Origin of the sequence: Hymenobacter negativus, assembly GCF_017571495.1 — a bacterium.
GTDB lineage: Bacteria > Bacteroidota > Bacteroidia > Cytophagales > Hymenobacteraceae > Hymenobacter > Hymenobacter negativus.
Window position 1 is genome coordinate 1 of sequence record NZ_JAGETZ010000011.1, and the last position, 13,185, is coordinate 13,185.

Below are 13,185 nucleotides of genomic sequence, written 5' to 3' on the forward strand. Positions count from 1 at the left end.
GCGCAAAGAAGTAGACACAGGGAACTAGTGCGGCGAAGTAATACCTGCTAGCAAAGGTCTATTAAAATTAATGGCTCGTTAATTTAGACCACCGTTTCGCTGAACTATAATCGAATGTCCACGCGGATATTCTTGGAGTAGATTTCCTGGGCGTAAACAAGGGTGTCCTGTGGAGCTTGCTTGACTTCAATGGCCAAGTAGCAAAGCAGCGGGAACGTGGCCGTAAAGCGTCCCTCCGCATCCGTCGTCAGCGTATCGTGCCGGTACCCGTTGTAGCTGTCGTTGTCCCCGCCCCGGTAATAGGCTGTTTCCAAATACAGCACGGCACCCTTCACCGGCTGCTGGGTTCGCCGGTCGGTCACGGTGCCGACGAGTCGGGCGTTTTCCACATCGTGGGGCCGGCACCCGACCAACGCAAGCAGAAACAAGGTCCATTTTAGGCGCATACGGGTGGAAGTCAAAGGCAGCAGCTGGGCACAAGCTAAAATCACCCTCCCTTTACTAAACAAAGCAGTTTTACTTTCGGACCGTTTAAATGAACTGGGCCGACGAGCAGTTAAGTGGTGGGCCAACTCGTCAGTAAGAATGAGGCGTCCGCTCCTATTCGGATAAAGTGGTCGTCATCCAGTCGAAATAGCATATGGACCGGGCCAAGGCCAAGTTCCAGCATCCACGAGTCGTTATCAAAGTCGTCCGGCTCTTTGAACCCTATTTCTTGAATGCTGGTGGGTAGCGGCATCCCTTCGCTGACCTGAAAATGAGTCACGTGTTCAAACACCACGGCCAGATGGGAAGGGTCGGCCTTTTTCATCCACGCAGCCGTCCGTTTTGCAAAGTGGAGGTAGCCGCGGGCTCCGTCGCGCAGGGCGCTCACGAGTTCGTAGTTATTATGCAAATCGAAATAGCCGCCACCACTTTGTAGCGCAATCATCTGGTCAAGGGTGTAGGCTAACGTCATCGTGCGCAAAGAAACCCTCGGTTTCCTAAACTACTAGCCGGGGCGCAGAATAAGCGGCTAACAAGCGACTGCAGCACCTGGTGAGTTTAAAAAACTCGTCGAGCAATCAACGTTCACGAAACGCAAAAAGTAGATGCGTTTCGTAAACGCGGTAGCCTCCCAGAAATACCCGTTTTTAGCGGGTAATTTCGGGCATGCGAGTTGCCCTCTACGCCCGTGTATCAACGGCCGACAAAGACCAGAACCCCGAGAACCAGCTGGTGCTGCTGCGCCGCGAGGCGGAGCGGGCTGGTGATACGATTATAAAGGAGTACGTCGACGAGAAGTCGGGGGGCAGCTCGAACCGCAAGGCCTTCCAGGAACTGATGCGCGATGCTGGCAAGCGGCGCTTCGACCTGGTGCGCGTGTTTGCGCTGGACCGCTTCAGCAGCGAGGGCATCGAGAAGGTGTTTGAGCACACGGCCGCACTGGAGCAGGCCGGGGTCCAATTCTGGAGCTACTGCGAGCCGCAGCTCAACACGACCGGCCCTGTGGCCAGCCTCTTCAAAGCCATCATCTCCTGGGCTGCCGACTACCGCAACCAGCGCCACTCGGAGAACGTGCGGTTGGGCCAGGCCCGCAAGCGCGCGGAGGTTGCCGCGGCGGGGGAGGAGTACCAGCACGGCTGCCGGCCCACCGATGTCGACATTGTGGCGAAAGTAAAGCGTCTCGGTGCCGAGGCCCTCAGCCAGCGGAAGATTTCGGAGGCCACGGCGTATCGGTCGGCACGGTCAACCGCTACCTGAGGGCGTAGTTTTTTTATGAACGAATGTCCTTAGCGATAATTTTGGTGTAAAACCCTTTGAAGTGATTCATCATCATTTCAATAAAGCGTCCATTCAGGACACCATAAGTTCCTGGCTCAAGAGTAGAGCCCTTTACTACTTTATAGTAAAGGATTAGCTCATTGGGGTTTTTGGACGGTTGAACTTCAAGGTAGCCACCTTTATTCCACCGGCCTTTTGCTGTAGCGTGGAGAAAGCCCGTTCCTGTGTTGAACTGCCAAGTTTTTATGTTTTTGGCATTGATTTCGTTCTTTATCATCGCCATAAGGCGAACACTTGTTATGCCGTCGGTTGTAATGTAAACTGCCATAGCGATGGGCTTGGAAAGTGTAGACTGACACGGAAACTGACACGGAAAAATAAAAAAGGCCCTCAGCGTGCTGCCGAGGGCCTTTTATGTGGTCGCATAAGGAGTCGAACCTTAAACCTTCTGATTCGTAGTCAGATGCTCTATCCAATTGAGCTATGCAACCCTTTTCCCGTGTTGGGAGCACAAAGGTAAGAGCAAAAAAAGCTGCTACACAAGTTGAGCGTGCTTTTTTAGTGAAGAAAAATGCGCTCTCGGCAGCAAGTGGCTAATAATCAGTCGGAGATTTTTTGAGGCTTTCGGCAGCACCTTTGCTTAGGGCACGTTTCAGAGCTTGATTGAATAGGTAATAGATGCCGAAAAACGAGGCGACTACCAATAGCAGCAGTAGCAGTTTGCCAGTGGTGCCAGTACCAGGGTCTTTCAGTAGCGTGAACACATCTTTGGCTTTGGTACCGAGCCAGTAGAAAAAGAGGCTTCGGGGCAGCATGCCGGCGATGGAAGCCAGCAGGAAGGGCCAGCGACGCACCCGCATGATGGCCAGCACAAAGGTCATGAGCGCGAAGGGCGTGACGGGCGATACACGGGTGAGGAAAATCAGTTGCCAGCTGTCCGTTTTCAGCTCTTTCATTACGGCATCGGCTTTGGGGAAGTGGCTGAGGAAGGCCAGCATCTTGCCATGGTCGAGGGTGGTGGCAATCTGGTAGCCGACCAGCGCGGCGAGTGCATAGGCCACCACCATGCCCGGAAAACCGCTCCAGCCGAGGTAAAAGCCAGTTATGAGCACCACGGCTGTCGTATTTACCAGAGAGAAGGCCATTGCCACGCCCACAATGACGAAGTAGAGCAGGCTTTGGGCAGTGGTGAGGTTTTCGAGAAACTCTTGGTTGCGGTAGAGCACGAACGTGAGCGATGAGCTGCCCAGCAACGGCACCGCCACCAACAACACCATAGACAGCAGGGTGGAGAGATTCTTTCGGAAAAGCTCACGCAAAACTTGCAGCATACAATTAGAACGAAGCCCAACCATAAGGCAGCAGCGCTTCGCCCTGCAAGTACGGTGAAAAGTGCGGTCAGGCCGAAAATGCAGGTACTCGGGCTTCTTGGTGAGGGGGATTGGGTATTTGATGTTGAGCGTGGGGTAGGTAACAGCAACCGCAGGGGTTTCGCTAAAACCCAACCCCGTCGATGCTATGGGTAGTTAGTTGTCTTCAACCGCCCATTTCCGATTAAAAGCCGACCTTTGCTCTCGGCCCGCGCGGCCCTCAACTCTTACAGCCCACCCATGAAATTCGCCACCAAAGCCATTCACGCCGGCGTGCACCCGGACCCCGCCACGGGGGCCATTATGACGCCCATTTACCAGACCTCAACCTACGTGCAAACCTCGCCCGGTAAGAACCAGGGCTTTGAGTACTCGCGCACGCACAACCCTACCCGCTCGCAGCTGCAAGCCGCCGTGGCCGCCCTCGATAATGGCAAGCACGGCATCGCCTTTGCGTCCGGCATGGCCGCCATCGACTGCGTGATGAAGCTGCTGAAACCCGGCGACGAGGTGATTTCGACCAATGACCTCTACGGTGGCAGCTACCGCCTGTTTACGAAAGTATACGAGCCGTTTGGCATCAAATTCCACTTTGTGCCCATGCACGACATGGAAGCCGTGCGTGCCGTGGTAAGTGAGAAAACAAAGCTGATTTGGGTGGAAACGCCGACCAACCCGCTGCTCAACATCATCGACATCGCGGCCGCCGCCGCCGTGGCCAAGGAAGCTGGGGCCTTGCTGGCCGTCGACAACACGTTCAGCACGCCTTACCTGCAAACGCCGATGGACCTGGGGGCCGACATCGTGATGTATTCGCTTACGAAGTACATGGCTGGCCATTCTGATACCGTGATGGGCGCCCTTGTGGTGAACGATGACAGCCTGCACGAGCGCCTGAGCTTCTATCAGAACGCCTGCGGCGGCACCCCAGGTCCCCAGGACTGCTTCCTGGTGCTGCGCGGTCTCAAAACGCTGCACATCCGCATGCAGCGCCATTGTGAAAACGGCCGCGCCGTGGCTGAATACCTGCGCCACCATCCCAAAGTGGAGAAGGTGTACTGGCCCGGCTTTGAAAACCACCCCAACCACAGCGTGGCGGCTAAGCAGATGCGCGACTTTGGCGGCATGATTTCCTTCGTGCTCAAAGGCGACCGCCAGGAAGATGCCATTGCTGTGTTGGAGAAGTTCCAGTACTTCACCCTGGCCGAAAGCCTAGGCGGCGTGGAAAGCCTTTCGGGCCACCCGGCTACCATGACGCACGCCAGCATCCCGGCCGAGCAGCGCCGCAAGTCTGGCCTTAGCGACTCGCTCATCCGCCTGAGTGTGGGTATTGAGGATGCCGAAGACTTGATTGCAGATTTGGCGCAGGCCATCGGCTAGCTTTCGGAAGTAGAATATAGAACGTCATGCGATGCTTGGTAAGCTCCGCATGACGTTCTTTTTTAACCCTTTCCAGAAATATGCCACCGTTTTCCGTTCCCATCGAAACCCTGCCGCTCTTCTCGGTGCTGGACAAAAAGCTGTTGGAGCTGCTCCGTTCTCTCACGCCCGCCGACTGGGCGCGTCCCACCCTGGCCCGCCAATGGACGGTGAAGGACATTGCCGCACATCTGCTCGACGGCAACCTGCGCACGCTTTCGATGCTGCGCGACGGGTATTTTGGTGAAGAGCCCAACGACTTCAGCTACGCTGGCATGGTGGCCTACCTCAACGGCCTGAATGCCGACTGGGTGCGGGCCGCGCGTCGCCTCAGCCCGGCCGTGCTGGTGGAGTTGCTGGCAGCATCGGGGGCTGAGTACACGGCCTATCTGAATACGCTCGACCCGTGGGCAACGGCTGCGTTTTCAGTGGCATGGGCCGGCGAAAGCGAGTCGCTGAACTGGTTCCACATTGCCCGCGACTACACCGAGAAGTGGCACCATCAGCAACAAATCCGTGAAGCCGTGGACCAGACCGAAGCGCTAATGACGCCCGAGCTATTCCGGCCCCTTATTGAAACTTTCATGCGCGGCCTGCCGCACGCTTACCGGGAGGTAGCAGCGCCCGCTGGTACCCGTGTGCAAGTCACCATCGGGCCGGAACTGGGTGGCACCTGGCAGCTGGAACGTAGCAGCAAAGGCTGGCAACTGGCCGAGAGCTTGCAGGCGGTGGCCGCAGCCACGGTCACGCTAGCACCGGACCATGCCTGGAAGCTGTTCACCAAAGCGCTGAGTGCAGCCGAAACCCGGCAGCTGGCACAGGTGGGTGGTAATGAACAACTCATCGCGCCATTCTTCGGCCTGGTGGCGGTGATGGCGTAAGGCTGCGGCAGCACCATGCCTGAAAAATCCGGCAAGAATTGCCTGGCGTACCTACGGCAGTTTTTCGCCGAATTATTGCCGCCATGCGCTTGCTTTCATTGTTGTTTTCGTTCCTGCTCATGTTGGGTGGGGGCTGTGCCGGGCCGCTGCCAATCGGCACTACGGCTGCTTCCGCTCGTTCGACTGGCTCAATGCCAATGGGCAATGAAACAGCGTATTTGGCGCTGGGTGATTCCTACACCATTGGGGAGGGCGTGAGCGAGGCGGAACGCTGGCCAGTGCAGCTGGCGGCCCTGGCACGACAGCAGGGGATAGGGGTGAAAGCGCCTGATATCATTGCCCGCACTGGCTGGACTACTTCTGAGCTGCAAACCGCCATTGCAGCCGCCAATAAGCCTGCTACCTACGGCCTGGTTTCGCTGCTGATTGGTGTGAACAATCAGTACCGGGGCCAATCGGTGGTGCGGTACCGCACCGAGTTTCGGGAACTGCTGCGTACGGCGGTGGGCTTGGCCAATGGACGCGCCAACCGGGTTTTCGTACTCTCAATTCCGGATTGGGGGCAGTCGCCGTTTGCCCGGAAGCAGCGACAGGACCCGGCCCAAATCGGGCTGGAAATTGATGGGTTTAATACCGTGGCGCAGGATGAGTGCCAGCGGGCAGGTGTGGCCTACGTCAACATCACGCCCCAGACCCGGGCAACTGCCGGCGGCGCCAATCAGTTTGCGCACGATGGCTTGCATTATTCTGGCCCGCAAATGCACCAATGGGCCCAATTGGCATTGCCCGTGATACGCGGATTGCTCAACTGATACTTGCTCACAGTAGCGCCTTAGAGAAGCGCTGGGCACCATCCGATTCGGTTTATGCTGCTCGATGGAGATAGAAGGTATCTGCCAGTATGTAACCGGCAGAAAATGAGCGGGAATTGCGTTGATGATGTATAAAAAAAGAATTAATTATTAACCCTGCTTTCTAAAACGCGGTTAAAGGACCGATTCTGTTTTAATTCTGTTTTTTACGAGCCGTCTTTGAGTCGGTGTATGAGGTATGACGAGTAGTACTGTTTTCCGGCCGTGGAAAAGGCTGGCACCATTAGCCGCATTAGCGGGCTTGGTGGGTTGTGAAATGATTGAGTTCAGTCCAAACGACCACCGCGTTCCGGAAGAATTCACCAACCTCACCGAGAAAAACCTAGCCAAGCTGGCGGCCCGGCCCCTGCCCGCTGGCGATACCCTACGCTTCATTTTTACCGGCGACTCGCAGCAGTTTTACGACGAGGCCGAAGACCTGGTGACCAGTGTGAACAAGCTGCCAGGTATCTCCCTATTAGTGCTGGCCGGCGACATTGCCGACTTCGGCCTGGCCCGCGAAATGAAATGGGTGGATGAAAAGCTGCGCCGCCTGACGGTGCCCTACGTCACCGTTATCGGCAACCACGACCTAGTGGGCAATGGCCAGCCGACGTATCAACACATTTTTGGGGCCCTCAACTACTCCTTTGTGTACGGCGACACCAAATTCATAATGGTAGACACCAACGGCCGCGAATACAACTTCAACGGCACGGCTCCCGATATGCCCTGGCTGCGTTCGCAGCTTACCAGCCTCAACGGCGCGCGTCGCCAGGTGGTGGTTTGCCACGTGCCGCCGACCAATGAAGACTTCGACCCTGCGCTGCGCGCGCCCTATGTGCAGGCCCTACGCGAAGCGCCCAACCTGGTGTTTGAAATGAATGGCCACAACCATTCCTACACCATCGGCCAGCCTTACAATGATGGCGTTACCTACGTCAATTCCGATGCGTTTTCGGAGCGCCACTACATGATAGTCACCGTGTGGGGCGATAAACAGTTCCGTATCAAACGCGTCGCTTTCTAATGAAAAAGCTATTACTCCCCGTTCTGCTGCTGGCTTCGTTGGCCTCACAAGCTGCCACCCCGCCCGATACTTCTGCCGCCAAACCAGCGGCTGGCACCCAGCCTGAGCGCCCCTGGTACCGGCCCAAGCACTTGGCCCTGCAAACCGGCGGCGGCTTGGGTATGGTAGCTGCTGGTGCTGGCTACGAATTTTCAAAAGACCGGCTTGAAACCGACATCCTTATCGGCTACGTGCCCAAGCACTATGCTGGCTCCACGCTCAGTCTGGCCTCGCTGAAGTTTATGTATTCGCCTTTCCGGCTGCCGGTGGGCGAGAAGTTTCAGGTGGTGCCTATCACGGTAGGCGCGTATTTTAGCTATACCCACGGCACCATCAACGACGAGTTGAAGGGGCAATATTCGAGTGACTATTACTGGTTCTCGACTGATACGCGCTATGGTCCGCTACTGGGCAGCCGCGTCACGTTTCTGGCCCCGCCCGTTGCGGCTACTGGTCAGCCGCGCAAAATATCGGTATACTACGAATTGGGTAGCAACGATTTGTACCTGGCCAGCTACCTCAACAACCGCAACGGTGGCCTGGGCTTCGGCCAATTGCTGACGTTGGCGCTGGGCGTGAAAGCTGATTTTTAATCAATAGGTCAGTCGTCGGTAAGAAATCTGATGGAATAACGGAAAACCGACAGCTTCTATGAGCTGTCGGTTTTTTTGTGTTACAAAGTCGCTGACTGCGGCGAGACAAGTTTGATAGTATGGAGCGGTAATAAGCAAAATATCCGGACCGCCCGTGCGTCTTGCGCTAACGCAGATGCTATCCAAGGTGTCGCTCAACCAGATTCCATGCAAGTTCAGGCCCGCTACGACGGCAAAGTCTATCACAACACCCTGCCCACATCGGTCAGCCCGCCCTCGGGCTACGGCGCACTGCTGAAACGCTACTTGTTCGACAGAGCCGAACGCGAGCCCAAAGCGCCGCTTGGCCCTTTCCGGGCTGATGCCGCTGCACTGGCCGCTCCCGTACCCGCCGATGCGTTGCGGGTTACCTGGCTAGGCCACAGCACCACCCTTATTGAAATAGATGGCCGACGCTTCCTCACCGACCCGGTTTGGAGTGAGCGGGCCTCGCCCTCTCAACTGGTGGGCCCGAAGCGGTTTTTCGCCCCGCCATTGCCCCTGGACAAACTGCCTAAACTGGATGCTGTCATCCTCTCGCACGACCATTACGACCACCTCGACTCAGCGGCCATTCGCTGGCTGGGCAAAACCGGCGTACCGTTTTTCTGCCCGCTGGGCGTGGGCGCTCACCTGCGCCGCTGGGGTGTGCCCGCCGCCAATATTACCGAGCGCAACTGGTGGCAAACCGTTGAATTAGCGCCTGATTTCACGTTGGTTGCCACACCCGCCCGTCACTTCTCCGGCCGCGGCCTCACCCGTAACGACACCTTGTGGGCCTCGTGGTGCCTGCTGGGACCGCAACACAAAGTTTTCTTCGGTGGCGATTCCGGCCCCTTTGATGAAGGCTTCCGACAAATTGGAGCCGCCTACGGCCCTTTCGATTTGGTGATGCTGGAGATTGGTGCTTCCGACCCGGAGTGGGCCAACATCCACCTCGGCCCCGACAATGCCCTGGCCGCGCACCAGTTACTGGGTGGCGGCCCATTGCTACCGTTGCATTGGGGCACGTTCAACCTGGCGTTTCATGCCTGGCGGCAGCCCGTGCAACGCCTTCTGGAAGCGGCTGCGCCCGACGTGCAATTGCTGCTGCCCGCGCCCGGCCAGCGCGTAGATGTGGCAAACGGCCCACTCAATTCGCAGTGGTGGGAGCGCTAGGGCTGGCTCATACCGGCATTATCAAAAGAGGCCGCCCCGATTATGGGGCGGCCTCTTTTGATTAAATAACAATGCAAACTACTAGCGGCCGCTGTACGACAAACGAGCCACCTGACTACCATTCTGATTGCGAGCGAAGTAAAGCCCTGCCACCACGCCCGACGCCGGCTGCCACACCACGCTGCCATCGGCTGCTGTGGTGAGTTGGGCCACCGTGCGGCCCAATGCATCCACAATGGTCACCGGCTGGCGGCCAGGTTCCGTAAGTTGAAATCGAACGTCATGTTGGAAGGGGGCCGGATGCGGTGCCTGCGCCAGCAACTGCCGCACCCGCGTAGCCAGCACCTGCTGCGTAACCACAATAGGCAGCGTAATAACAGCGACCCCAGCGGCCGGGCATGCATCATCAAAAGCTGTGACGGTGAGGGGGTAGCGCCCCAACGGAAAAGCAGCGGGCACCTGCCACGTCAATTGGCCCTGCCCGCCGCCCATGTCCTGGAAGACGGCCCTGGATACTACGCCCGCCGTGCTGCTGGTGAGCGTAAGGGTCTGACCCGCATCGGCGTCGGTGGCCGTGAGGGCGAGTGAGAGCATTTGGCCAGGATTGACAGAAATCGGCTGGCCCATCAGTTGGGTGCCAGGACTGCCCGTGCGGACCACGCGGGTAAATGTTGGTGTCTGATTGGTGCCCGTCGAAACGATGTAGTTCATGTCGCGGGCGATGCTGCCGATTAGCTGCCAGGTGCCGTTTAGTCGTCGGTATTCGCTCACCCGCACCGCCATGGCATAAAGTCCTTGTTGGACGGGCCCGGCTATGGTAAGTAGTTCGCCAGAAGCAGCATTTATCTGGAAATGAGGAGCAATAGCACCCATAGTTGAGAAGCCGCAGGAAGCTGCTGCTGTGGGTTGAGCAAGTGGCTGCACCAATTGATAAACCAGCGAGTCGCCTTCGATATCAAATGCACTGGCGCTGTAGCGCTGGGGCTGGGTGCTGGTAAGCTGAATGATGCGGGCGGTGGTGAAACGCGGCGAGGAATTGATGATGCCGTTGGTATTATCGAGTTCTGCCTTTAAGAATACTGTCAGCATATCTGACTGTGCAACGTTTATAATTCCCCTTTGCCGGTTAGATAGATTGATGCTGAGAGTCCAGTGAGCTGGTGATAGAGATACCTGACCTTCCAAGACATCTACTGCATACCTTAGGCCGGTAGTAGCACAGCCGGTGGAAACGGGCGTGGTGCTAGTGCGCATCAGGGTAGTAGTAAAGCTGCCAAACAATGTATTACCACACTCTTCTTTACCACAGGTTAATACGGTGGAAGGTTCATCAATTGCAGAGCTGAGGTCCCGAAACAGGCGCGCCACTACGTGGTACCGATTAGGATTGGCTGGTGTGCCGATATACTCGTACGTTAGCTCGCTTCCCAAATTATGAGAGGCGCTGGCGGTGAGCACACTACCCCACCAACAAGCGAGGATTATAAGATTGCGAATCAGGAAAGGTGAACGCATAAATCGGGTTGAAAAATGATAAAACAAAGCGCGGCTGCCGGTAGAGCAGCCGCGCTTGGCGAAGTTATTCTAAATCAGCTGAAAACCGACAACATAACGGCCCTTATTTGCCAGCTGCTGGTGCTGCGGCCGGCGCGGCCGAGTTACTGCCCAGAATCTGAAACAGCTCATCCAATTTAGGCGTTAGGATGATTTCGGTGCGGCGATTCATGGCCTTGTTCTGGGGGGTGTCGTTGGCTGCTACGGGCACGTACTGGCTGCGGCCCGAGGCCGTGACGCGTTCCGGCGAAACACCAGCCGTGGTGAGCAAGCGGGCAATTTCGGTGGCGCGCAACGCGCTCAAGTCCCAGTTGTCGGTGAGGCCGGCGGTGCCGCGCAGAATGGGCACGTTATCGGTGTGGCCTTCCACTACTACGTTCACGTCTTTTTGCTCCTGAAGCACGGTGGCCAGCTTTTTCAAAGCTTCCTGGCCTTTGGGGTCTACTTTGGTGGAGCCTGATTTGAAGAGGAGCTGCTCGGAAAGCGATACGTACACTTTGCCATCCTTCAGCTTCACTTGCAGGTCGCTGCTGTTGAAGCTGAGGAGGGCCTTGCTCACGCGGGCCTTCAGGTCGTCTACGGCCTTGTCCTTATCAGCTAAGGCTTTGGTGAGTTCAGTCAGGCGGGCTTCGCGGGTTTTGAGGTCGGCGGCAAGGCGGTCATTGTCGGCTTTGCTCTTCTGGAGGTTGGTTTCCAGCTCACCCAGTTCGGCTTCGCGGCGAGCCAGGTCTTTGGCCACCTTGTTATAGTCAGATGATTTATTGGCCAGCTCCCGGTCACTGTTCTTAAGCAGCTTGTCGTAGCTGTTGTTCAGCTCGTTGTAGAGGCTGCGGGTTTTGCGGTAGGCTGAGCCGGTTTCAGCCGAGTCATTCACGAGGCGCTTCTGGGTGAGCCGCAGCTGGGCCAACTCGTCGGTGGCTTTTTGCAGCTCGGCGGTGGCGCCCCGGTACTGGCGCTCAGCGGCGGCTTTGCCCTCGGCATCGGCCTTTTGGCGGGCGCTGAGGTCGTCGTATTTTTTGGCTGTTACGCAGCTATTGAGCGCAGGGGCGGCCAGCAGCGAAAGGGCCAGTAGGGCAGGAGAGAAGGCTTTTACAGAAGATTTCACAGGAGCAGAAAGGCGCAACGCCGGGCCTTCGGCGGCCGGACTGTCCGGCCGCGTTGGCGTAGCAAGGTAGCGCTTAACCCTTGCTTGATTCGCTAAAAACGGCTTTCACCCTGCATTTTCGGTCTATATTTGTTTACCTCCCACCCCGACTGCCGCCGTTCTGGCCGGCTGCGCTTCATCCTCCGCCAATGCCTTCGTCCCTTGTCCTGAGTCCCGAAAATGAAGCCCTGCTCACCCACACCGCCCGCGTGAGCAAAGACCTGCTGCAACTCCCCGGCCCCGATTTTCTGGACCGCTGCTTTGTGCCTGGCAGCCGCACGCCGCAAGTGCTGCGCAGCCTCGGCGCCATTTACAGCCACGGCCGGCTGGGCGGCACCGGCTACCTCAGCATCCTGCCCGTCGACCAAGGCATTGAGCACACCGCCGGCTCCGCTTTCGGACCCAACCCGATGTATTTTGACCCCGAAAATATCCTGCGCCTAGCCGTGGAAGGCGGGTGCAACGCCGTGACGACTACGTTCGGCACTTTCGGCGCGGTGGCACGGAAATACGCCCACAAAATCCCGTTTATCGTCAAAATCAACCACAACGAGCTCCTGACTTATCCCAATAAGTTCGACCAAGTGCTGTTTGGCTCGGTGCGACAGGCTTGGGACCTGGGCGCGACGGCTGTGGGTGCCACCGTTTATTTCGGCTCGGCCGAAAGCAACCGCCAGATTAAGGAAATCACTGCCGCTTTTGAGGAAGCCCACGCCTTGGGCATGGCCACCGTGCTGTGGTGCTACACGCGCAACAATTCCTTTAAGACAGCTGAGAAAGACTACCACGTTGCGGCCGACCTTACCGGCCAAGCCAACCACTTGGGTGTGACCATGGGAGCCGACATCATCAAGCAGAAATCGCCGGAAACCAATGGCGGGTTCACGGCCCTGAAATTCGGCAAAACATTTCCAGCGATGTACGAACAGCTCAGCTCCGACCACCCCATCGACCTGACGCGTTACCAGGTGTTGAACTGCTACGCGGGCCGCATTGGTCTTGTCAATTCCGGCGGTGAGAGCCACGGGGCTGGCGACCTAGAAGCGGCGCTGAAATCGGCTATCATCAACAAGCGGGCGGGCGGCCAAGGGCTGATTTCGGGCCGTAAGGCATTCCAGCGGCCTTTTGCCGAAGGAGTGGATGTATTGCATGCCATTCAGGACATATACCTTAACCCCGCCATTACGCTGGCATAAGTTGGCGGTTAACGGACTGTCGCACGATTTTGCCGTGCCGCAGCCGGAGCCGATGCCTTATCTTTGACGAATCTTTGACGACCAGTTTAATTCGGTTTTAATTGACTCGCCGCTGGCCTCGGCTCGCGGTTCTTCCTAAAAAAAACA

Annotated in this window: 14 protein-coding genes and 1 tRNA gene; 8 read left to right on the forward strand and 7 right to left on the reverse strand. The window is 57.2% G+C overall.

Annotated features, from left to right (window positions below; all coding sequences use genetic code 11):
* Nucleotides 1–104: 104 nt before the first annotated feature.
* Both J4E00_RS19940 and J4E00_RS19945 read right to left on the reverse strand, forming a co-directional pair.
* Entirely contained in the window at nt 105–446 is a 342-nt protein-coding gene (locus J4E00_RS19940; RefSeq protein ID WP_208177034.1) for a hypothetical protein, read from the reverse strand.
* Nucleotides 447–556: 110 nt separating this feature from the next.
* Nucleotides 557–958 (reverse strand): hypothetical protein, encoded by a 402-nt coding sequence (locus J4E00_RS19945; RefSeq protein ID WP_208177035.1) that lies wholly within the window; start codon nt 956–958, stop codon nt 557–559.
* 194 nt (nt 959–1,152) lie between these two features.
* Between J4E00_RS19945 and J4E00_RS19950 the strand changes: the two genes are divergently transcribed.
* Nucleotides 1,153–1,743 (forward strand): recombinase family protein, encoded by a 591-nt coding sequence (locus tag J4E00_RS19950; RefSeq protein WP_208177036.1) that lies wholly within the window; start codon nt 1,153–1,155, stop codon nt 1,741–1,743.
* 13 nt (nt 1,744–1,756) lie between these two features.
* Here the strand turns inward: J4E00_RS19950 and J4E00_RS19955 are convergent, their stop codons facing one another.
* The 3 genes from J4E00_RS19955 to J4E00_RS19965 form a co-directional block, all read right to left on the reverse strand.
* A complete protein-coding gene (locus J4E00_RS19955; protein ID WP_208177037.1) occupies nt 1,757–2,092 on the reverse strand; it encodes a hypothetical protein in 336 nt (111 codons plus the stop codon).
* A gap of 89 nt (nt 2,093–2,181) precedes the next feature.
* Nucleotides 2,182–2,255: transfer RNA gene (locus J4E00_RS19960), tRNA-Arg, on the reverse strand.
* A 102-nt stretch (nt 2,256–2,357) separates the two neighbouring features.
* The gene (locus J4E00_RS19965) at nt 2,358–3,095 is read right to left on the reverse strand and encodes a TVP38/TMEM64 family protein (RefSeq protein ID WP_208177038.1); all 738 of its coding nucleotides are present in this window, start codon (nt 3,093–3,095) and stop codon (nt 2,358–2,360) included.
* Nucleotides 3,096–3,374: 279 nt separating this feature from the next.
* On the opposite strand from J4E00_RS19965, the gene J4E00_RS19970 reads away from it, so the two are divergent.
* From J4E00_RS19970 to J4E00_RS19995, 6 genes are all read left to right on the forward strand, one after another.
* Complete coding sequence (locus tag J4E00_RS19970) at nt 3,375–4,514, forward strand: cystathionine gamma-synthase (RefSeq protein ID WP_208177039.1); 1,140 nt, start codon at nt 3,375–3,377, stop codon at nt 4,512–4,514.
* A gap of 80 nt (nt 4,515–4,594) precedes the next feature.
* Nucleotides 4,595–5,434 (forward strand): maleylpyruvate isomerase N-terminal domain-containing protein, encoded by an 840-nt coding sequence (locus tag J4E00_RS19975; RefSeq protein WP_208177040.1) that lies wholly within the window; start codon nt 4,595–4,597, stop codon nt 5,432–5,434.
* A gap of 83 nt (nt 5,435–5,517) precedes the next feature.
* Entirely contained in the window at nt 5,518–6,246 is a 729-nt protein-coding gene (locus tag J4E00_RS19980; protein ID WP_208177041.1) for a GDSL-type esterase/lipase family protein, read from the forward strand.
* Between the two features lie 316 nt (nt 6,247–6,562).
* Nucleotides 6,563–7,315: a metallophosphoesterase family protein gene (locus J4E00_RS19985; protein ID WP_208177042.1), complete on the forward strand. Its 753-nt coding sequence runs from the start codon at nt 6,563–6,565 to the stop codon at nt 7,313–7,315.
* Nucleotides 7,315–7,947, forward strand: a complete 633-nt coding sequence (locus J4E00_RS19990) for a hypothetical protein (protein WP_208177043.1) — start codon at nt 7,315–7,317, stop codon at nt 7,945–7,947. The genes J4E00_RS19985 and J4E00_RS19990 overlap by 1 nt, the downstream gene beginning before the upstream one ends.
* Nucleotides 7,948–8,154: 207 nt before the next feature.
* Nucleotides 8,155–9,144, forward strand: coding sequence for an MBL fold metallo-hydrolase (locus tag J4E00_RS19995; protein ID WP_208177044.1), 990 nt, complete (start codon nt 8,155–8,157; stop codon nt 9,142–9,144).
* Between the two features lie 81 nt (nt 9,145–9,225).
* Here J4E00_RS19995 and J4E00_RS20000 read toward each other — a convergent pair whose 3' ends face one another.
* Both J4E00_RS20000 and J4E00_RS20005 read right to left on the reverse strand, forming a co-directional pair.
* Nucleotides 9,226–10,233: a hypothetical protein gene (locus J4E00_RS20000; RefSeq protein WP_208177045.1), complete on the reverse strand. Its 1,008-nt coding sequence runs from the start codon at nt 10,231–10,233 to the stop codon at nt 9,226–9,228.
* Between the two features lie 529 nt (nt 10,234–10,762).
* Nucleotides 10,763–11,803: an OmpA family protein gene (locus J4E00_RS20005; protein ID WP_317196651.1), complete on the reverse strand. Its 1,041-nt coding sequence runs from the start codon at nt 11,801–11,803 to the stop codon at nt 10,763–10,765.
* A gap of 188 nt (nt 11,804–11,991) precedes the next feature.
* On the opposite strand from J4E00_RS20005, the gene J4E00_RS20010 reads away from it, so the two are divergent.
* Nucleotides 11,992–13,038, forward strand: coding sequence for a class I fructose-bisphosphate aldolase (locus J4E00_RS20010; protein WP_208177046.1), 1,047 nt, complete (start codon nt 11,992–11,994; stop codon nt 13,036–13,038).
* The last annotated feature ends 147 nt before the right edge of the window (nt 13,039–13,185 follow it).